A 21,689-nucleotide genomic window follows, 5' to 3' on the forward strand; every position below is an offset into this window, starting at 1 on the left:
ATAACCAACGATCTGTTTATAAAGCAATAGGAACTATTGCATCAATAGTTCCTATTACAAAAGAATGCAAAATTAGAACAACCTTCTAGTTAGCAGTTGTATAGGCAATTGTAGTAGTAGTACAACCTGTCACAGGAGCAACATAGTACATATTAGTTCCCTGGGCATTACATACAGTGGTCGCACTTCCCTGGTCCTGATCTTGGGTCGTAAATCCTAGTCTAAGAGCTTGGATTGGACAAGTACTGTCGCAATAAATACTTCCTACGTTTTTTGCTTTAAAAGCCAAGGCACCACCTACTACTGCAAAAACGGCAATGGCTGCTAACAAAACTTTTGCTTTTTTCATAATTGAATTGCTTTTTAAATCAAAAAGCTAAACTTTAATTTAGATAATAGCCTGCTCTTGTTTTTCCAACAATTAAGGCGGCAGGTAAAGCCTCAATTGTGGAATCCGGATTCCGTTTTCAGCATGTAAGTACACACTAATTAATAATTTTATATAAGCATCTATTCTTCGATCGCAGACTTTATTTGTTTACTATATACCTGGCCAATAAAGGCCTGCTTTAATAGCTTGTTCTTATCATAAACCGCTAAATAAGGTACTCCTGGTACTTGATAATAATTACTAAAAACCAATTTGTAATCTATTCCCGCAGTGATGTTTGAGTATTTATTTAGTTGGTAATCGTCATAGAATTTTTTCATGTCATGAAAAGGGTATGATGTAAAAACATAAAAGTGCACATCCTTTAACTCACTCATATTGTTAAGAATAATTTCCATTTGAGCTCTGGAATATGGGCAATAAGGCCCATAAAAAAATAAAGCTATCGGATGGCCTGACGGAATAGTAGCTGTATTCAAATAAGTACTGCTATCAGGCAGAAGTAGGCTAAATGAAGGAAGTGGCTTACCTTCCAATCCTGTTTTTAAAGGCTCCTTACTATAACACCCTAAAAGAAAAACTGATAGCAGAAATGAAAAGAGCAGTTTCATAAATTCTTTATTTTCAAGTTTTCTAATAAATTATTTTGCATGATTTCCTGTCTTAAGCTTTTAGATTCTTTCAACTTGCATTCTTCCACTATGAAACTAATAAGCAATAGGGTAAAACAAAATGTAAAAATGATTGGGAATATTTGATATCGCAATTCGATTGGTGCTGCAATCACGCTAAAAAACATATTGGTAAACCATATGGTGATCGCTAATGCCAAAACTCGCTTGCTTAAAGAATTAATTTTATGAAAACCTAACAATAGAATAAAAGCCAGGTAACTGACAACAAAAACCACATTGATAATCGGGCTAACTATCTGAAAGGGTTCAGCTATTTCAATTTTCTTTTCCTTATAAAATGTAGGGAGATATTTATTCTTCCATCCAAACCATCCGGCAGTTACTTGTTCCACACTATCCATTCCCATATTGTAAATGCCCATAAACTTTGGTGGAGGCGCATAATATTTTAAAAGGTTCGGCCACAAATAAAATTGCATGAATTCACTTGGGTATTTTTTTATAAGATATCTACCATAGTCTGCATATAAAGGCGCGATCGAAGCCCATTGTCTAAAGTAATTGTTAGCACTATCGTTTTGCTGTACCTTTTTGAGATATATTTTCAATGGAGATTTGAAATCCCATAAATAGTAAATAGCTACTTCATTGTCCGGTCTATAACGCAACTGATTTATAGAATCCATATGCCTGTTGACAATTGAATGGAGTGTTCTGAATCGAGCTGGAACAGTAGCAACGTTTTTTTGTTTAGCATGAGCATATCCATACAAGGCATTGGCAGCGATTTGCCAGCCCCCGAATGCTGAATACTGCGCTTGACCTGTCTGTTTATAATATTCATATTCGGTAGATCCTATAAATAAAGAGAGTGGTAGTATAATAAGTCCGATACTTTTAATTCTTGTTTTTATAGCAAGCTGAGAAATCGTAATAATTATGATGCTTAGAAACGGGTAATAAAGAGCATTATAACGAACCATGAATGCAAAAAACAAAACCAAAGCATGCACGACCATCAAATATTTTGTCGGTTTATGTAAAATCCAAATCAATTGTGTAAACCAAACGATGCTTAATGCTGTAAATAAAGCATCACTAGAAACATAATTGCTGATATGAATTACTAAGGGGTTCAGAATATTTGCGAATAGTAAAACCACAAACACCCATTTAGGAGGTGATAGTAAGTAGCGAATAGTAAACACTAAATAAATCACACTTAATTGCAAAAAGATATATTGTAACAATACCAGGATAAAATGAGAGTTAGTGAAGCTGCTCACAAACCTCAAAAATTTAGAATAGCCAATTGCCCACATGTTGATTAACTGATTACTCCATGCAGCTTCCAAATAAGAATTTGAATCGGGCGGCATAAAATTGGGAAACGGATAAATGACTTTGAAAATAGACAATTGAATTGCTATTACAAGCCCAACCCACACAAGAAAGAGTCTGTTTTCTCTTTGATGGAGGAGCCATTGATAAAATGGTAGTGTTGATATTTTTTGATTGAACATCATTGTATTTGCTTAGAAAAAAATGTTTATGCTTGGATAGGAGCTTTTTGATCGTTGATTGATGACAATTCTAATCGATGAGCTGATTTGAGTTGTTTTTCAAAAACAATACCTGTAATAGCTAATGCAATGAACGCTGTGTTAAGAGCAATATGGCCTTGCCAGGAAAGTTCTCCAATCAGGCCACCGCAACTACATGGTATGTTTTCATTAATATTTAGTATTAGAATTGTATACATTGTGAACAAAACCATTAATGAAAGTGATACAATAAATCCTTTAAAACGCCATCGAGGTATCACTAGTAGAACGGTTGCTAAAAACTCAATCCACGGCAAGGTAAAGGCTACAGGGGTGGCTATCGGAGCAAGTATAGGTGAGGTGGCAATTTGTTCTTTAAAAATGGAATACTCAATAATCTTGCTAATGCCTGTATAAAGAAAAAGTATGGTGAAAAGCATAACAATAGATTCTATAATCATTTTCTTTTTCATGATATATGCATTTAGATAAATTTATACAGGTGTTATTACATCCGTTATTGGACTTGTTTGGATCTTTCCTGCTTCTATTGGATTGACCACCTGTTTTTGACTTGCCATATTCCAAATCCAGTCAATCAATATTAAGGTGAAAGTGGTTGTAAGTAATATTGGAAATGATTGAAATCGTAAGGCAGCAGAAGATGCGAAAATGGTAAACCCTGCATTTATCAACCAAATTGATCCTCCTAAGAATATTGCCTGACGTATTTGGTTGTTTTTTGAAAAACCATTCAAAACGTAAAACGATAATAACGCCATAATCATTACAACATTGATAACACCTGAAAGAATAGGATAAAAATCAAGGATGTGGATTTCATGATTATTTGCTTTGGTTCTTGTGCTTATCTTCAGAGATTTATATCCAAACCAATCTTTTGCAAGTGGCACTACACTATCGCGGCCCGAATTGAATGCTGCTAAAAATTCAACTGGTGGAGCATAGTACTTACTTGCATTTGGCCAAAGAAAATAGCGGACGAAATAGGAAGGATATTTACGAATGATATATAACCCATAAGATTTAAAGTAAGGCCCCATGCTTGCCCACTTTTTCAATTCCCCTGCAGTAGTATCCTTTTTAAATATTTTTTCTCTGTATTTATATAATGGCATTCCGAATGACCACATGTAGTAAGTACCGGCCAAAACAGCTTCGGTAGGATGTTTTTTGACATCCCTGGTGCTGTCGAAGTACTCCCTGATCATATTATCCAATACTTGATATTTTTTGGCTACAGGTTTTCTTTCCGCACTATCAACATACCGGTAAGCATACATAGCATTGTTTGCAAACTGCCAGCCGCTAAAAGGGGAGTATTGCCAGTAGCCTGTAAGCTGTTTATATTTATACGACGTGTAAAAAACAAATAAGAAACATAGAATAGCGCCTGCACCAATGCCCATTACTTTCTGCCGAACAGGCAATTTTGAGAGCCAGAATACAGCCGCAGAAATAAATGGATAGATTAATGCATTGTACCGAACGGTGAAAGCCAAAAACAACACAACAGCGTGCCAAACAATTACACGGGTGGATGGCCGGTTAATGAGCCACAATAAAAGAGCAAACCATACCAGGCTTAATGACGCAAAAAAACAATCACTACTTATTAAATTTCCTAAATGCCAAAACAAGGGATTAAAAACCATAAAACATAGTAGCACAATTTGTATAACCCTGCTTAGTTTATAGAAATAAAACAGTGTGAACAACAAAAACAGGGCGCTCGATTGAATAAATAAGTATTGAAAGCTTACCAACGCGGTATCTGAACTGGTAAAAACACTAAACAACCTGATAAATCGGGAGTAACCAACCATGTAGGTATTGATATCTAAGTTGAAGTGCGCAGTATTCAGGTACGAAAATGAATCACCATGAATATAGCTGGCATAGGGATAAAAATATTTGAAGATGCAAAACTGTAACACAATAGCTATTCCTGCAATCCACAATATTGCACGATTGCGTTTGTTCTTTAAAAGAAATTCCTTAAAAGACATTTCATACGGAGATATGCTCATTCGTTCATTCATAAAAACATAATTGAGTATGCAGGGTTTGGAATAATAGTTCCGCTATGGTTTACGTCAGCAATTAACTTGCAGCTTGTTGAACAGGGGCCATTTTTTTGCTTTCTGCAATAAGCTTATTGTTGAACAAGCCAAATTTTAGAATGCAATAAATGGCTCTGAATCCATCCCTCCATCCAATCTTTTTTCCTTCGGCAAATGTTCTTCCATAATAGGAGATGCCTACTTCATATATTTTGATACCTGGCACCATTGAAATTTTTTGTGTTACTTCCGGTTCAAAACCAAACCGCTTTTCGTGTAAATAAATGCGTTGAATAATAGCTGTACGGAACAACTTGTATCCGGTTTCCATGTCGGTTAAGTTCAAATTGCTGAACATGTTACTTAAAAAGGTAAGCACCCGGTTGCCGATACTATGCCAGAAGAACAGGATGCGGTGTGGATTGCCGCCCATAAATCTTGAACCGTATACCACATCTGCCGACGCGAGCAAAATAGGTTTCAACAAAGTGTTGTATTCGCCCGGATCGTATTCCAGGTCGGCATCCTGTACCAACAGATAATCGCCGGTTGCCTGGGCTATACCCGTATGGATCGCCGCACCCTTTCCCTGGTTTACATCGTGCTTTATATATTTAAAGTAGTTTATCGTAAGGTTCGTATTGCACGATATATAGTTTTGGATTACAGTCTCCGTATTATCCGTTGAACAGTCGTTTACAATGATCACTTCCTTCTCTATATTCCTGATCAACTTTACCTCGTTGATGCGGTCAAGGATCAACGAAATCGTCTTTTCTTCATTATAGGCTGGTATGATGATCGATAAACGATTGATAGCTACATTGCCACCGGCTTGTGTATTCGCTGCTGGTATCTGTGTCTCTATGTTCTCCTCATTTATATGCAACGGTGTTTGCTGATACAACGGGTCTTTTATGGTTGACATAAATGGCGTTTTTTAAATTAAATACTTCGTTTTTCGCATGCCGCTGTAGCCATCCCGATAGACATCGGGCCGGGAGTGCGGCAGTAAAACCTTTATATTAAAAGTTCGAAACCTTATTTCAAGGGCATAGTATGGTTCGTTACATGAATTGATACATGCAACAGCAGTTTACATTTGTTGACTGACAAAAATTACTTGTCCAATGTAATTAACAGTGGTGAGTTCGAGGGGCGAAATAAGTTTCTTCCCTATCAGGAATAACTTCGTCTTAGTTTATTGTTGAGTGATTTACCTGTTTTGTAATAGCCAGGCGAATTCATGAAGGCAGTGTTCTTATGCATGGCGGATAGGTTTTAATTTAAATAAGATGCTGTGTAGTCGTAGCTGAAAGTAACCTGATGCAAATGGTTGGAGAAACATATCCTGCAACCATTTATTCTCTTTGTTTTTTAAGGGCGGATCCTGTTGTTTCGTTGATACTTGATGCAAGATACAGTACTAAAAGATCGAAAAAGTAGCGATTCGGTACAATTATGGAGCGATTCGGTATTATTTTGAACGCTCGACATTTTTTGTCGTTTGCTTTTTTATTTTCTTTAACTGGTCAGACGATTCGTGGCTGTCATTTAAGTTACACTCCATAGTTAGATCCTTCCGCCATTGGGCAGGTGTTTTACCTTCGTGTTTCTTAAACTGTATATAGAAATTACTTCGATCAAGCCCTATTGCAGCAGATATATAGTCTATACTGAATTCTGTTTTTTGCAGTAACCTTTTTGCATGATCCATTTTCAGTTTGGTAAGATAGGAATGTATATTATCATTGGTAACCGCTTTGAAGGCTGATTTAAGTTGGAACTTATTCAATCCGAATTTTTTGCATAAAAATTCATAGTCATAATTTTCAAAGAAATTCTTATGAAGAAAATCGCGGATTTGGACCGCCTTTTCAATGTGACTTCTCTTCAGGTTCATGATGGATAAGGTTGTGATGAAGAATTATATTGTCGATGCTTTACCGGATTAAAGCTTTGTTGAATAATAACGATTGAAGGAGTACTTTCCGGCCAGGGTTATTGAGGAGACAATAAATGTAATAGCATATGTATAATAGATTTGTCAGTATTAGATATTTATTTTTTCCTAAATCCTAACCAGGTATTTATAGCCAGGTTAGCCAGGTTCTTTCTGAAAGTGTTTATTTTAAACACAATTGTTATTGTGTCCTATCGGTGCCTTGACTTAATCTGATACTGTTTATAGAAGGTAGTTAGCGGTAAAGACGAAGGATAGGGTAATTAAACGCTGGTAATCCCCTTTACTTAAAACACCATTCGTATTGGTCACCTTTATCCGGTTTCAAAAAATATTTTTCACCCACGTAAAGGATTTTGCCAAAACGGTGTTCGTTGGCGTTTGACCTAATGGCGGTACATGAAATTCTTTATGTACTGCTATTGGGTTCGGTTTAGTAATTGGAAAAAGTTATGACAGTCCGCAGGTAAGTCTGTACCTTTGCTGCTCAATTCTTTTTCCTTTTTCTCATTGGTATGGTTTGATAAGTGTCCCCTTCCGGTATCCGCCGTCAATCATTATTAACCTTGTTAGTAAACTTTTATCCATGACACTTGCCATTGCCGACACAGATGTTACTCCCCTTACTATTCAAAAAGTACGATCAGGCGAACCGATCGATTTTCAGAAGCTTTACCAGAAGTTTTATGACTTTTTATTACAGGAGGCGAGGTTTTTAATACAAGAAGAAGATCAGGCAATAACGCTTGTGCAGCTCAGTTGTATCCAGAACTGGGTTCAGTGTGAGGCTATTACATCGGAAGCGTATTATTTTGGGTATGGCCGGAGCCGGATACTCCGTTATGCCCAGGTGTGGAGTCACCGGGAACCTCAGATCCAGCACGAACTGAAGATCTTACAGGAATTGCTATCAGACCGATATGCGCTTAGCGAACAGCATATGGCCAGTCTTTACGGGCATTTAGCCCTTTCCCAAAAGGCACTGGTGCTGCAGGTATTTAAGTCATATTTTCGGCCCGGGCCAGCGCATCCCCCGGTTGAAAAACATCCCTTATTAGATTACGCCTTTTACTCGCTTCATTATATCCTGGGCTAAAGCAGGTGTTTTTTGCCATCGTCCCGACCGGCGGCACATAAAAGAAAAGGACCGCCCGAAGGCAATCCTTTCTCAGCCATGAACTGTAGGATCTACCATTTATCAAAACTTTTCTACTCCCTTCACATTCATTTTTATCGCGGTGAATTTATCCACCGGTCCTGTAATGAATAATGTCTTATTATCATGCCCGCCAAACACATTGTTGGTGGCGCCGCTTCCGGTGGGCACGTTAAATATTCTAGTACCCCTCGAACTGAACGCTGTTACTCCATACGCGTTGCTGATATAAACATTTCCCCGGTCATCCATCGACATACCGTCGCCGCCCATATCAGCAAACTTGCGCATATTGGCAAGCGTTCCATTGGGTTTAATATCGAATACCCAGGTGCCCGCCGTATTGATGTCGGGCGCCCATTTATTTACATACAGCTTTTTACCGTCAGGCGTTCCTACCACCCCGTTAGGCCATCCGTCTGCATCCCAGCCCATTGCTTCCGTGGTTACCCGCACCAGCCTGCGGCTGCCGGGGGCCAGGTAATACACGTAACCGCCTTTACCGGTGGCGGCCTGTTCCGAATGGGTTGGCGGCCAGCCCTGTTGGCGGGGATCGCCCTCATCCCAGTACCCTCTTGGAAAGATCGGGTCGGTAATGTACATGCCGCCGTTTTTGGGATTGATCCATACATCGTTTGGTCCGTTCAGTAATTTACCATTGTAGTTATTTACCAGCACGGTATGTGTGCCGTTCGGCGCTATTTTCCATATTTCTCCATGCATATCGGCACAGGTGATCAAATTCCCGTCTCTATCGAACGCCATCCCATTCGACCGGCCCGTTCCCGTTAAAAAGGTAGTGATGGCTCCTGAGTGAACCGACCATTTGTAGATCTTATCATTTGGTTGATCGGTAAAAAATATATTTCCCCGCTTATCAACTGCAGGGCCTTCCGTGAAACTATACCCTTCGCCCAATGTTCTCAATCGTGCGTTTGGCGCAAGCAAACAGGTGGGATCGAAATAAGTTGTATCGGCCGGGTTACATCTGCAGGCAGCGGCAAAGGTTTCAACCTGCACGTCCCGCCCATCCTTTGCCGGATCGGGCGCTTTGTTCTTTGAACAGGAATAAAATGTGAAGCAACATAGTACTCCCGGTAAAAGGAGTAATACTTTTTTTTCCATAGCAAGCAGTTTTAAGTTTGAACAAATAAAATAAGGTCCCGGCAGGCAGCGGCCTGCCGGTAACTAACAATTGCACCAAATGTTCTTTAATTAAATGGCAGATATGAAATGTGGGTTGCACATTCCTGTACAAAGTAGGTTAACCGCCTAAAAATAACTTCCAATAAAAAACTATGAAGAATATTAAACAACACGCCCGGCAACTCATATTAAAAATAGTTCCTTATTTCCTTGGCAGCGAATTGAAATACGCTGCCGGCGACATTTTAAAATACTTCTGAAAGTTGCGGCTGAAAAGACTTTGCGAACTATAACCCACCATTTTTGAGATCTCGTACAACGAAAACTCATTCTCGGCGATCAGGCTCGCTGCTTTTTTGAGGCGGGTTATATCTATGAGCTCTTTGGGCGATAAGGAAGACAGTGATTTTATCTTGCGGTAAAACGTGGTGCGGCTCATGAACATATGTTCGGCAAGCATATCTATATCTATGTTAGGGTCTTTAATGTTATCCCTTATATATTCATCGAGCTTTTTCAAGAAGGCTTCATCCGTTTTTGAATGGGCCATTACGCCCACATCGTCAAATGGCGAACTGGCAAAATGATCTTTTATCTTACGGCGGTTCTTCAGCAGGTTGGCGATCTGCACCTGCAGCAATTCTGAGGAAAAAGGCTTTTGTATGTAGGCATCTGCCCCCACTTCCAATCCTTCTATATGCGCTGCATAAGTGTTCTTCGACGTTAACAAAATTATTGGAATATGACAGTATTCCACATTTGATTTTACCAGGCGGCACAATTCAAACCCATCGATCCCCGGCATCATAATGTCAGAGATGATCAGGTTGATGACCTCATTATCTAAAATAGTCTGGGCAATTTCTCCGTTCAATGCAAGATGCAGTTTATACATGTCGCCTAACACTACTGATAAAAACTCCAGCATATCTTCGTTATCATCAATAATAAGAATACTGTCTGTCATATTATTCGATCTTTTTCCAGCTGCTTAATTGAAATTCAAATTTTTGGTGTACAGGCATCCGCAATTCAAAAATAATTAAATCGGGCGAGCCTGGAACCAATTGTAACGATCCGTTGTGCAGTTCTGCAAGCGATTTGGCAATCGACAGGCCTATGCCGGTTCCCTGTTTGCTGTTGCCGCGTACTCTTACAAAGGGTTCAAAGATCTTATGCCTGAACTCTTCGGGAATGGCCTTTCCATCATTGATAAAATGCAGCGTAAAATATTCATCCGCATTTTCCACAGCGGTTATCTTAACGGTGGCGTTGGTTGCCGCATATTTAATGGCATTCGACAGGAGGTTCGTACATATTTTAATAAATGCTTCCCTGTCAACAAAAGCCATAAAGCGGCTGGCCGGCAATTCTACATTCAGTTTAATTTTATTGGAAGCCGCCTGTTGTTTAAAACCGGTTACAATATCTGTTATGACTGCTACAATATCGGTTTTCACAAAGTTCAAACTAAACTGGCTTGCCTCGGTCTTTCTGAAATCGAGCAGCTGGCTTGTCAATTCCACCAGGCGCCTGGTATTTTTTTCGGCTATCGTGAGGCTTTTATTTATTTCAGGGTCCCTGCCGAATTTTTTTCGCAGCCACTCTATTGGCCCGGCAATCAGGGTTAGCGGGGTTTGGATCTCGTGGGTGATGTTGGTGAAGAACTCGATTTTTGCCTGGTATATTTCCTTTTCTTTTTCAAGTTCAAAAAGCTGCAGCTTGCGCAAATTTTTTCTTTCGAGGTATTGCCGGTACTTACGGGTAGCTATATATACTGCTGTAACCAGTAACAGTACGTACAGGATATACGCCACGTTACTTTTCCAGAAAGGCGGCATGATCCTGATCACCAGTTTACGCTCTTTTCCCACCCAGCTGCCGATATTGCTTTCGGCCTGTACAATGAATTCATAATTGCCGTGGGTAAGATCGGTAAAGTAGGCTTTGCGGTTGGTGCTGAGGTAGGTCCACGTTCTGTCGAGCCCCTTCATTAAATATTTGTACCGGGTTACTTCGGGCGAGGAAAAGTTCAGCGCGGCAAATTCAATACTGAAACTGCTTTGGTCATGGTCAAGCTCTATGGTATCGGTATACAGGATTGACCGTGTAAGCACACTGTTTGCCGAATCGGGGAACACTTCTTTATTGTTGATCTGGAAACCGGTGATATATGTGGGCGGGCTGGGTTCTTTCTGGTCGAATGAGGCAGGGTCGAAAGCGATCATGCCTTTAACCGAACCAAAATACATTTTGCCGTCGGTGTGCCTGTATGCCGAGTTATAATTGAACTGGTCGGTTATCAATCCGTTTGCCCTTGTATACACTTTTACTTCCCCGGTAGCGATCTTAAATCGTATAAGGCCTTTGAGCGAACTGATCCACAAATGCCCTGAATCATCTTCGAGGATGCCATACAGCACATTTGTAGGCAGGCCGTTCTCCGTATTGTATCTTTTGATGGTTTTCCGGTCGGCGCTTAGTTTTATCAACCCGCCGCCCGTAGTGGCAAACCACAGCGCATGCTGGCTGTCTTCAAAAATATTATATACGGCAAATTCATTGGTGAATTTACCGTTTACCGTATCGCCAAACCGGAAGTTGCCATGCCTGCCCGTTTGGGGGTTATAATAGAACGCGCCCTGGTTTACGCTTCCCGTCCAGATATTCCCTTTTGAATCTTCAAAAATATCAAACACGTAAGAGTTATAGGGAATCTGAGAAATGCGGGTAAATGTTTTGTTTTTTATGTCGTACTCAAATAAACCCGAGCCATGATAGGCGGTGCCAACCAGCAGGTGATCATCTCTTGTGCGGTAAATGGAAATCACAAAATCACTTAACTGGTCGTTCTTGCTGCCTACGAAATTGAATTTGTCGGTAATGGTTTCGGTGCGCAGGTCCATTATTTCCATGCCCTGGAAGAACGGGCCTATGAACAGCTGGTTGTTCCATGCCAGCAGGCCGTGAACGTTAGGGTAGGAGATAGCGCCTTTTTTCCCCGACGCCAGGTAGTTGGTGATCTCACCGGTTTTTAAATTCAGCTTGTTGATCCCCGCATCTTCGGTACCGATCCATAAATTGTTGTCCTTGTCTGCCGAGATCTCCCGTACAGCCTCACCCGATATGGAGTTGATACCGGGTATGGGAAAGAATTTTTCAAAGCGCGCATTGTCTTTTGAGCAATAGTTTATCCCGCCAAAATAAGTGCCGGCCCACATGCCGCCGCGGTTGTCGCGGCAAAGGGTGTAAACCGCATTATCGGTGATGGCATAAGGGGAACCGGGTTGTTTTACAAGGTTTTTGCTTACGTTGTGAACCGGGTCGTACACATAGATGCCCGATTCGGTAGCGATCCAGTACAACCCGTCATTGTCAACCTCGATGTCGCGCACGTAAATATCGCTTTTGTCGGTGCGCAGGGAAAGGGGCCTTACTTTACCGGTTTGCGTATTATAGCTTTTCAATCCCTGTTTAAAACAACCTATGAGGAATTCGTTCCTGTTTACCGGGTATATTTTGCTTATCGACCGGGCGTTGTCGGGAAGGTTCTTCTCAACGATCCTGATCTTATTGCCATTTGTTTTTTTCGGGTCGTAAATGCTGATGTTGCCGTCATTATCGCCCATCCACAAATTCATGTCGGCGTCGAGGGCAATACAGGAAGCTGTTATTTTCAGGTTCTCGAACCTGTTTTCGGCGGTTATGTATTTGCATAATGTGAAGTTGACAAGGCACCACAGGTCGTTGTTCCTGTCTATAATGAGATTGCTGGTATATTCTTTGGGCGCCGGCGCCGGTTCAAAAAAAAGTTCTTTATAAGGGTCGTATTTGAAAAGGCCTTTACCCGTTCCGGCCCAGATCATTCCATTTTTATCTTCTGCAATGGAATTTATTACGTTATTTCCTATTCTGCCAAACTTGTTCTTTTTGTATTCGCAGGTTTTAAAAGTGTAGGCGTCGAAGCGGTTGATGCCATCGCGTGTTCCGATCCACATCAGTCCTTTGCTGTCCTGTATAATGGAAGTTACGGCGTTGTGAGCCAGTCCGTCATCTACCTGGTATTGTTTGAAGTAGTATTGACCAAATGATGTGGACGCGGCAAGCAGCAGCGTCAATACCGGTGTAATGATGTAATACAGCAATCGCATATTTCCCACGGTCAAATATATAAAAATGGCGCTTATCATAGTACCGCTTTGCAGCGCGAATTGAGCGGGTTTGGCACAATTCGGCAAAATATTGAACAAAGTATTTGGGGCCGGTGCATTTATTTTGACGGATATGCTGAGCAATATGATGCGATTGTTTTTGTCATTGACTTTATTGCTGTTTATTTTCAGCGGCCACTCCCAGCAGTTGGTACTACCCGGCGATCATCCCGATCCGTCGGTGGTGAAAATCGGGAATGAATACTGGGCCGTAGGTACTACCTCAAACTGGTTTCCCGCTTTTCCTATATACCGTTCCAGTGATCTTGTAAACTGGAAACCTGCCGGGCATGTGTTTACAAAGCTGCCCGGCTGGGCCGACTATTACCTGTGGGCGCCCGAAATAACGTACGATAATGGTAAGGTGTACATGTATTATACTGCTCATAAAAAAGGCGGAAACCTTTGTATTGCGGCAGCGGTGGCAGATAAGCCCGAGGGGCCGTATAAAGACCTTGGCCCGCTGATGTGCCAGGATCATGGTTCCATAGATGCTTTTCCCATGCGCGACGAGAATGGAAAGCTGTATATGATCTGGAAAGAAGATGGCAACAGCGTTGGTAAACCTACCCCCATCTGGGCGGCGGAAATGAAAGAAGACAGAACCGCTTTAACGGGAGAGAAGAAAGAACTTTTTCGCGGCGATGCGGCCTGGGAAAAAGGCCTGGTGGAAGGCGTGTCGATAATAAGGCAAAACGAATACTTTTATGCGTTTTATGCGGCGGCCGCCTGTTGCGGTAAAAGTTGCAGCTACGGAACCGGTATTGCAAGAGCCAGGAACCTGTTAGGCCCCTGGGAAAAATATCCGGGCAATCCGGTGCTGGCGGCCAATATGGAATGGAAATGTCCGGGTCATGGCACTCCTGTTAAAAAGGATGGCAAACATTATTTTTTGTACCATGCTTACAGCACCAGTACCGGCGCCTACGGCGGGCGGCAGGGCCTGCTGAATGAATTTGAATTTACGCCCGATGGATGGCTGCGTTTTTTAAATGGTAACGACTACGGTAAAACAGTAAAGACCCAAAAAACCGTTGACCGGTTTTCAGATCAACAACTTTCCGGCAACTGGCACTGGAGCATTTTTCAGCATGTGCAATACAAGATCGCCAACAACACGTTAAAATTATCAGCCCTTCCTTCTGCTTCCGGCGCCTATGTTGGCCAGTCGGTGCTGGCCGGTAATTATTTTGCAGAAGTTACCGTGCAAAAGAACTCCACCTCGCAGGCGGGGCTTGCTTTGATAGGCGATGATAAGAATATTTTATACGCGGTAGTCGACGGCAACGCTATACGTTTGATTCAGGTAAAGAAAAATGAAGCACAGGTTATCGCCGAAGAAAAGATCGGCCAACCTGCGAATGTAAAAGTAAGGGCGCAGGTAAAGAACAATACCGAAGTCACTTTTGCGTACAGTGAAGATGGCGTAAAGTTTCATGTGCTTAACAGTACAACAACCGATATCTCTTACCTGCCACCGTGGGACAGGGCCGTGCGTGTAGGGCTGGTTTCGAAAGGCCCGGTTGAAAAAGCAGCCTTTTTCAAAGACTTTATACTGGTAAATGAGCCAACAGGCAATGAGCAGTTTGCCATAGGCAACACGGCGCCTTCGCGGCCCTCGCGGTAGCGGTGCTGCGAACCTGTAAAATGCCTGTTGATTGGGAATGCAACTAACAAAACCATTATATGAACCAGCTACTAACGATTGCAAGCCTTTTAGGATGTACTTTGCTGTTGAACGCCTGTAACAGGGTAGGATATCCTGATGACCCGGTTGAACCGGCTGAAGATCTTTCAGGATTGATCACCGACAGTACATTTACCAATCCCGTTTTAACCGGTGGTCCCGATCCCTGGGTGCTGCAAAAGAACGGCACCTACTATTACACCTATACGCAGGGCAGTAAACTGGTGATCCTTGAAACAAAGAATGTATCGGAGCTTGCCTCTTCGCGCCGCTATGAAGTGTACACACCGCCTGCCGGCACTGCTTATTCAAAAAATGTATGGGCGCCCGAACTGCATGAGATAAACGGTAAATGGTATTTTTATTTTGCTGCCGATGACGGCTCAAATGCCAACCACCGCATGTATGTAGTTGAAAATTCTTCCCCAACACCCGTTGAAGGTACCTGGGAGTTCAAAGGGAAAGTGGCCGATGCCACTAACCAGTGGGCTATCGATGGCACGGTATTCAATCACAACGGTCAGCTATACATGTTATGGTCGGGCGGTAATGCCGGCGCACCACCGCAGCATATTTACATAGCCAAAATGAGTAACCCGTGGACCATTTCCAGTGAAAAGGTAATGATAGCCACACCTACCTATGACTGGGAGAAAAAGGGCAACCCCATCAACGAAGGACCGCAGGTCCTCGTGAATCCGCAGGGCCGGGTATATATCGTTTATTCGGGCAGCGGGTATTGGGTCGACGGCTATTGCCTCGGTTTGCTTACGCTTAAAGAAAACGGCGATCCCATGAACCCTGCCGACTGGACGAAAAAGAATACCCCGGTTTTTTCGATGAAAGCAGAAAGCAGTGCGTACGGGCCGGGACATAACGGCTTTTTCAAATCGCCCGATGGCACGGAAGACTGGATCATTTATCATGCGCGCAATTTGCCCAATGGCGGCGATGGAAATGGCCGCAATCCGCGGATCCAGCGGTTTACATGGAATGCCGACGGCTCGCCCGGTTTCGGCGAACCGGTACCCATCAACCAGCCGCTTACACGTCCCTCGGGCGAACCGCACCGACTGATATATCCTAAAACCAAATGGAAGATCGCCGGTTTCAGTTCAGAGGAAACAAACAATAGCCGCCTCGCTATCCGGTTGATCGATGACGTATTGTCAACCTACTGGATCACGCGTTATTCAACCGACCCCACCGACTATCCCAACCATTGGATTACGGTAGATATGGATACAACGGCTAAAGTGAATGGATTTATCATTTCGCAAAAAGCAGGCGATCGTAAAATAAAAGAACTGGAAGTTCATATCAGTAATGATAATATCAGCTGGGAGAACCTCGGCGTATTTTCTCTTAACAATATCGACCTGTTAAAACAGTATGTAACCCTGCCGGCACAGAAACAATGCAGGTACTTTAAACTGGTGCCCGTATCGGGGCACGACAGCCAGAAACAACCGGGGTTGGCAGAAGTATCGGCGTTCAGGTTTAAAAATTAACAGGAGTTCCCCGTTTAAAACAATTGAAATCTTATGCGCATGAATAAAAGGGTATTTACATGTTTGTTGTTGCTTCCGTTTCAGTTTTTATTGGCCCAGAAGAACAGCCTCACGAAGTTTCCCAAAGGATATACGCCTGAAGAAGTTGGTAATTTGATAGCGCACCGGATGATCGGTCAAAAACATGCACTGCATGCCGGTAAATGGATCAGTTATCCCGAAACATTTTACTGGAAGGGTTCGCTTACGTATGCCTCGATGACCAACGATAAAACATTGCTCGATTCGCTTGAGCAACGGTTCCAGCCGCTGTTCACCACGGAACAGGCGCTTCTGCCAATTAAAAACCATGTTGACCTGAACATGTTTGGCAGTTTGCCGCTGGAGTTGTACCAGGTAACTAAGGATAAAAAGTACCTCGAGCTGGGACTGCCATATGCCGATACCCAGTGGGAGGTGCCTGAAAACGGTAAGCCGGAAGAAAAGGCCTGGGCTGAAAAAGGGTATTCCTGGCAAACACGCCTTTGGATCGATGATATGTATATGATCACCATTGTACAATCGCAGGCGTATAAAGTAACCGGCGATAAAAAATATATTGATCGTGCCGCTAAGGAGATGGTAATGTACCTCGATACGCTTCAACGCCCGAACGGCCTTTTTTATCATGCACCCGATGTGCCGTTTTACTGGGGGCGCGGCAATGGCTGGATGGCGGCAGGCATGGCGGTATTGCTGCGCTATTTACCTGAAGATAACCAATACCGCCCGCGGATTATGCAGGGCTACCACACGATGATGAAAAGTTTGAAACAATATCAAACACCCGCCGGTATGTGGAACCAGTTGATCGATGAAAAAGACAGCTGGGCCGAAACATCGGGAACGGCCATGTTTACTTATGCATTGATCACAGGTGTAAAGCAAAAATGGCTGAACGAAAAAGAATATGCGCCTGTAGCCCGGAAGGCCTGGTTGGCGATGGTGCCGTACATCGATGAAAAAGGCGCTGTTAAAGAGGTATGCGTGGGCACCAATAAAAAGAACGACAAGCAATATTACTACGACCGGCCGCGCAGAACAGGCGATTATCATGGGCAGGCCCCTTACCTTTGGTGCGTTGGTGCACTTCTTGAAAAATAACGCATAAGAAAAACGAACAATGCACAAGATCTTCTTATTCCTCTTTTTTTGTTTCCTGCTTGGTAATGGATATGCCCAGGACACCGCGGCCTGGAGCAATCCGTTAAATGTTCAGTTCGGCGATCCCTATATTTTGCGAACAGGCAGCGGTAAATATTATATGTACGGAACCGGCGCCGGCGCCGATAATGGCTTTGTGGCTTATTCATCGGATGATCTTATAAACTGGAAACGCGAAGGCCAGGTGTATTATGGAAATAATAAAAATGGCTGGGGTGAACATTCTTACTGGGCGCCCGAAGTATATGAACGGAACGGGAAGTATTACCTCTTCTACAGCGCACAGTGGAAAGAGAACCCCGGCAAAGAGCTCGAAAATTTTAAGATCGGCGTAGCAGTGGCCGATCAGCCAACCGGCCCATTCATCGACCTGCAGAATAAACCCGTTTTTAATCCCGATTATCCTATCATCGATGCCAATGTGCTTTTTGCCGAAGACGGCAGAACCTATTTGTATTATTCAAGGTGTTGCTATAAACATTCGGTTGAAAGCGAAGTGGCGAGGTGGGCCAAAGACAAAGGCTGGTTCAATGAAATTGAAGAAAGCTGGGTGTATGGCGTTGAAATGAAACCCGACTTCAGCGGTGTAATCGGTGAGCCGGTGCTGTTATTGCGCCCTCCTGTAAAAATGAACGATCCCCAGGCCGGCTGGGAAAGCCGTTCGGTTACCTCCAAAGAAGTGAACCGCCGCTGGACGGAAGGTTCCTTCATTTTCAAAAAAGGCGATACGTATTACATGATGTACTCGGCCAATTATTTTGGCGGACAAAACTATGCGGTCGGGTATGCTACGTCAAAAAGTCCGCTCGGCCCTTTTACAAAAGCGGCCAACAACCCGGTATTACAAAAGAATACCGCATCGGGTGGCATTGTTACCGGCACCGGCCATAACAGCATTACCTATGCACCGGATGGAAAAACCATGTTGTGCGTATATCATGGCCGCACCAGTAAAACAGGCGATGAGCGGGTGGTGTTTATCGATAAAATGAAAGTGAAGGACGGTATATTGACCGTGGAAGGGCCAACTACCGGAAAACAACAACTGGCAACTACACAAAATCCGTTACTGGCCGACCCTACTATCTTTTTTAACGATGGTAAATACTATTTGTACGGAACAGCAGGAAGGGGTATGGATAGTGGCTTCAAGGCATATAGTTCCGATGATAAAATAAACTGGAAAGAGGAGGGGTTTGTATTGCGTAAAGGCGAAAGCTATGGCGACAAAGGTTTTTGGGCGCCGCAGGTCTTCAAACACCAGGGAAAATTCTACATGGCATATACCGCCAATGAACATATTGCCATAGCCAGTGCCGATAGTCCGCTGGGGCCGTTTACGCAAAAGGAACAAAAGCCGTTGGAGGCGCCGGTAAGAATGATCGATCCTTTTGTTTATTTCGATCACTCGGGCAAAATTTATTTATACCATGTACGGTTGCAGGATGGCAATCGCATCTTTGTAGCGGAGCTTGATAAAACGCTTTCGAACATCGATGCAGCTACTGTAAAGGAATGTATCAATGCTTCGCTGCCCTGGGAAGATACGCAAAACGTGGAGTGGAAAGTGGCTGAAGGACCTACCGTTTTCCGGTGGAAGGGATGGTATTATATGATCTATTCAGCCAATGATTTTCGTAATCCCGATTATGCGATTGGTTATGCAATAGCTCCGGGCCCCACGGGGCCCTGGAAAAAAAGCGGCACCGGTCCTATTATTTCGCAGAAGAATATTGGCTTAAACGGAACCGGGCATGGCGATATATTGTGGAATACAGGCGGAAATCCCTTTTATGTGTTCCATGTGCATGCTTCCGATGCAAAGGTTTCGCCAAGAAGAACCGCCATTATTGAGCTTTCATTTATAAAAAACAAGGGTAAAGCAGATCCATTGTATGCGTTGCCCAAAACCTTCAGGCTGTTAAACGAATAAAAAAAAGATCAAGGCTTAATTCAAAGCCCTGATCTTAATATTTCTATAACTTACTTCATTGCCGTGGTCCTGTAACAGGATATGCCCTTTATCGGCTTCGCCAAAGTTTTCCCAGTTCCTGTACTTGCTTATTTTAACCAGTTCACGATACGCAGGCGACTTTCGCTCATACTCCAGCACCTTCCTGCCATTCAGCCAGTGTTCAACATGATTATTGGGATATACGATCACCCTGCCGGTATTCCATTCGCCAATAGGGTGGGTAGCGCCGGCCTTATCGCATGTTTTCAGATCGTATAAAGAAGCCAGTGTGCGGTTGCCGTTGCGGCCCAGTTTGGCATCGGGGTGCACTTCATCGTCGAGGATCTGGTACTCGAGACCGATGGCAGAAGCACCGGTTTTTTCTTTACCGGTAACAAAATATTTTACACCGCTGTTGGCGCCCTTCGTTAGTTTGAAATCGAAGCTCAATTCGAAGGCGCTGTATTCACCGGTGGTAATAATATCCCCTGCATGCTGCGATTCGGAACCATCGGTTGCCTGAATGGTCATCAGTCCGTCTTTTACCACCCAACCGGGGCTGGCCGTGGGAAAGCCCTCGCTTTTGGCTCCCCGCCAGCCTTTTGTGGTGCTGCCATCGAATAATAATTTCCAGCCTTCTTTCTTTTCCTTTTTTGTTAAGCTGTTTATTTTTTGGGCGGTTAACACATTACATGAAAACAAAAGCAATGAGAAAGCAAACGTTTTGCGGATCATATTCATACTGATGTATCTTTTTTTTAGTATTTGAAAACTTTTCCATTTACCATCACCTCCTGCGTTTTCTCATCAAACGTGGCTTTGGAGCCGGTATGCGAGGCGGCGGTGGTCATAATGTTGGCAATACTGTGGCTGTAACCGGCTTCAACCGGTGCATTGGGCTGTTTGCGGCTGCGCACGCATTCCATCCAGTTGCGAACGTGGTTCGACGTGAGCACATCCCCGCCGGTATTGGCAGCCGCTACCACTCTTTCATTATTGGGTAAGCTCATTTTCGGCAGCAGGTTGGCTTTCATGTTCATGGCTCTGGCCATTTTCTCAGTAAGACCGCCCTGCGGCGAAATGGTATTGGTAATAAGATTGAGTTCGCCGCCATTGGAATAGTATATTTCAGCCGGGCGTTCTTCGCCGTTGTGCATCCGCGAACCAAAGGTTACCTGGAAGCCCTGCGAAAGATCGTTCAGCGGACCATAATCGAAAACCGCCATAATGGTATCCCAGTTGCGGCGCCCGTCTTTCCATTGGTAAATACCGCCATTGGCAGTTACGCTGCGGGGGTGGGTAAGACCGGTAAACCAATGCACGGTATCTATCTGGTGGCTCATCCACTGACCGGGCAACCCCGATGAATAGGGCCAGAAGAGGCGATACTCGAGGTAAATGCGGGGATCGAATTTTTCAAAAGGGCGGTTCATCAAAAAACGTTTCCAGTCGGTATCTTCTTCCTTCAATACTTTCAGCAGTTCAGGCCGGCGCCAGCGGCCGGGCTGGTTTACATTCCAGGTTAATTCAACCATAGTGATGGGGCCGAACTTCCCTGAGCGGATGAATTCATTGGCGGCATGGTAATTGGCTCCGCTGCGGCGCTGGGAACCGATCTGCACAATTTTTCCCGTTTCCTTTACGGCTTTCAATGCAGCGCGGTTGTCTTCCATCGTTTCGGCAAAAGGCTTTTCAACATACGCATCGCACCCCGCCTTTACCGCTTCTATGGTATGTAAGGCATGTTGAAAGTCAGCGGTGCCGATAAAAACGGCATCAACCATTTTGCTGTTATACATTTCTTCATTGTTGCGGAAAGCGGTTACATCGTTTTGCATTTTTTCTTTCCACCTGGCGGCGCCCTCTTCGCGGCGCACTTTCCACAGGTCGGAAACGGCCACCACCTCGAAATTAAGTTCCCTGCAATGGTTCATAAAACAAGGCATGTGAGAGAAACGATGACGGTCTGAGAAGCCTGCAACCCCAACCCGAACGCGGTCGTTTGAACCGATGATGCGGCTATAGCTTTTAGCGCTGAAAACATTGTTTGAAAAGAAGAGGCCGGCTCCGGCAATAGACGCCTGCTTAATGAACTTACGGCGTGAGTTTTTCATCTGAAATGTTTGTGTGATGTATTTCGCTAAAATAAATAAACCTCATATGTGTGTAGCCCGGTGTAGATGGCCCAGGTAAAAAACTAAAAA

Annotated in this window: 17 protein-coding genes; 5 read left to right on the top strand and 12 right to left on the bottom strand. The window is 43.5% G+C overall.

All coding sequences use genetic code 11. The features are described from left to right. Positions 1-85: 85 nt before the first annotated feature. The 7 genes from A4R26_RS05795 to A4R26_RS05825 all read right to left on the bottom strand — a co-directional run bounded on the left by A4R26_RS05795 (position 86) and on the right by A4R26_RS05825 (position 6,557). A complete protein-coding gene (locus A4R26_RS05795; RefSeq protein WP_081161948.1) occupies positions 86-349 on the bottom strand; it encodes a hypothetical protein in 264 nt (87 codons plus the stop codon). Positions 350-510: 161 nt separating this feature from the next. Next, positions 511-1,002 (bottom strand): TlpA family protein disulfide reductase, encoded by a 492-nt coding sequence (locus A4R26_RS05800; RefSeq protein WP_081161951.1) that lies wholly within the window; start codon positions 1,000-1,002, stop codon positions 511-513. Then, a complete protein-coding gene (locus A4R26_RS05805; RefSeq protein ID WP_081161954.1) occupies positions 999-2,552 on the bottom strand; it encodes a hypothetical protein in 1,554 nt (517 codons plus the stop codon). Before A4R26_RS05805 ends, A4R26_RS05800 begins: the two co-directional genes overlap by 4 nt. Before the next feature lie 23 nt (positions 2,553-2,575). Then, the gene (locus A4R26_RS05810) at positions 2,576-3,043 is read right to left on the bottom strand and encodes a MauE/DoxX family redox-associated membrane protein (protein WP_081161957.1); all 468 of its coding nucleotides are present in this window, start codon (positions 3,041-3,043) and stop codon (positions 2,576-2,578) included. A 21-nt stretch (positions 3,044-3,064) separates the two neighbouring features. Next, complete coding sequence (locus A4R26_RS05815; RefSeq protein ID WP_081161960.1) at positions 3,065-4,633, bottom strand: hypothetical protein; 1,569 nt, start codon at positions 4,631-4,633, stop codon at positions 3,065-3,067. A gap of 61 nt (positions 4,634-4,694) precedes the next feature. Then, positions 4,695-5,582: a glycosyltransferase family 2 protein gene (locus tag A4R26_RS05820; RefSeq protein WP_081161963.1), complete on the bottom strand. Its 888-nt coding sequence runs from the start codon at positions 5,580-5,582 to the stop codon at positions 4,695-4,697. A 549-nt stretch (positions 5,583-6,131) separates the two neighbouring features. Beyond that, a complete protein-coding gene (locus A4R26_RS05825) occupies positions 6,132-6,557 on the bottom strand; it encodes a helix-turn-helix domain-containing protein (protein ID WP_081161966.1) in 426 nt (141 codons plus the stop codon). 646 nt (positions 6,558-7,203) lie between these two features. Between A4R26_RS05825 and A4R26_RS05830 the strand changes: the two genes are divergently transcribed. Next, positions 7,204-7,713: a hypothetical protein gene (locus A4R26_RS05830; protein WP_081161969.1), complete on the top strand. Its 510-nt coding sequence runs from the start codon at positions 7,204-7,206 to the stop codon at positions 7,711-7,713. 102 nt (positions 7,714-7,815) lie between these two features. Here A4R26_RS05830 and A4R26_RS05835 read toward each other — a convergent pair whose 3' ends face one another. From A4R26_RS05835 to A4R26_RS05845, 3 genes are all read right to left on the bottom strand, one after another. Beyond that, on the bottom strand, positions 7,816-8,898 hold the full coding sequence (locus tag A4R26_RS05835; protein WP_081161972.1) for an SMP-30/gluconolactonase/LRE family protein: 1,083 nt from the start codon (positions 8,896-8,898) through the stop codon (positions 7,816-7,818). A 223-nt stretch (positions 8,899-9,121) separates the two neighbouring features. Further along, complete coding sequence (locus A4R26_RS05840; protein WP_081161975.1) at positions 9,122-9,886, bottom strand: response regulator transcription factor; 765 nt, start codon at positions 9,884-9,886, stop codon at positions 9,122-9,124. 1 nt (position 9,887) lies between these two features. Further along, on the bottom strand, positions 9,888-13,109 hold the full coding sequence (locus A4R26_RS05845; RefSeq protein WP_242674832.1) for a ligand-binding sensor domain-containing protein: 3,222 nt from the start codon (positions 13,107-13,109) through the stop codon (positions 9,888-9,890). Positions 13,110-13,161: 52 nt separating this feature from the next. Between A4R26_RS05845 and A4R26_RS05850 the strand changes: the two genes are divergently transcribed. Genes A4R26_RS05850 through A4R26_RS35580 form a run of 4 tightly spaced genes read left to right on the top strand, consistent with a single transcriptional unit; the run spans position 13,162 to position 19,464 of the window. Further along, a complete protein-coding gene (locus tag A4R26_RS05850; protein WP_242674833.1) occupies positions 13,162-14,757 on the top strand; it encodes a family 43 glycosylhydrolase in 1,596 nt (531 codons plus the stop codon). A 59-nt stretch (positions 14,758-14,816) separates the two neighbouring features. After that, a complete protein-coding gene (locus A4R26_RS05855; RefSeq protein WP_081161981.1) occupies positions 14,817-16,328 on the top strand; it encodes a family 43 glycosylhydrolase in 1,512 nt (503 codons plus the stop codon). Between the two features lie 39 nt (positions 16,329-16,367). Further along, complete coding sequence (locus tag A4R26_RS05860; RefSeq protein ID WP_081162500.1) at positions 16,368-17,471, top strand: glycoside hydrolase family 88/105 protein; 1,104 nt, start codon at positions 16,368-16,370, stop codon at positions 17,469-17,471. A 19-nt stretch (positions 17,472-17,490) separates the two neighbouring features. Next, on the top strand, positions 17,491-19,464 hold the full coding sequence (locus tag A4R26_RS35580; RefSeq protein ID WP_081161984.1) for a glycoside hydrolase family 43 protein: 1,974 nt from the start codon (positions 17,491-17,493) through the stop codon (positions 19,462-19,464). A gap of 15 nt (positions 19,465-19,479) precedes the next feature. On the opposite strand, the gene A4R26_RS05870 is transcribed toward A4R26_RS35580, so the two are convergent. Together A4R26_RS05870 and A4R26_RS05875 are read right to left on the bottom strand one after the other, a co-directional pair. Next, entirely contained in the window at positions 19,480-20,226 is a 747-nt protein-coding gene (locus A4R26_RS05870; protein WP_207625689.1) for a 3-keto-disaccharide hydrolase, read from the bottom strand. A 17-nt stretch (positions 20,227-20,243) separates the two neighbouring features. Next, complete coding sequence (locus tag A4R26_RS05875) at positions 20,244-21,599, bottom strand: Gfo/Idh/MocA family protein (protein WP_081161987.1); 1,356 nt, start codon at positions 21,597-21,599, stop codon at positions 20,244-20,246. Between the last annotated feature and the right edge of the window lie 90 nt (positions 21,600-21,689).

This window comes from Niastella populi (assembly GCF_002078015.1).
GTDB classification, from domain to species: Bacteria; Bacteroidota; Bacteroidia; order Chitinophagales; family Chitinophagaceae; genus Niastella; species Niastella populi.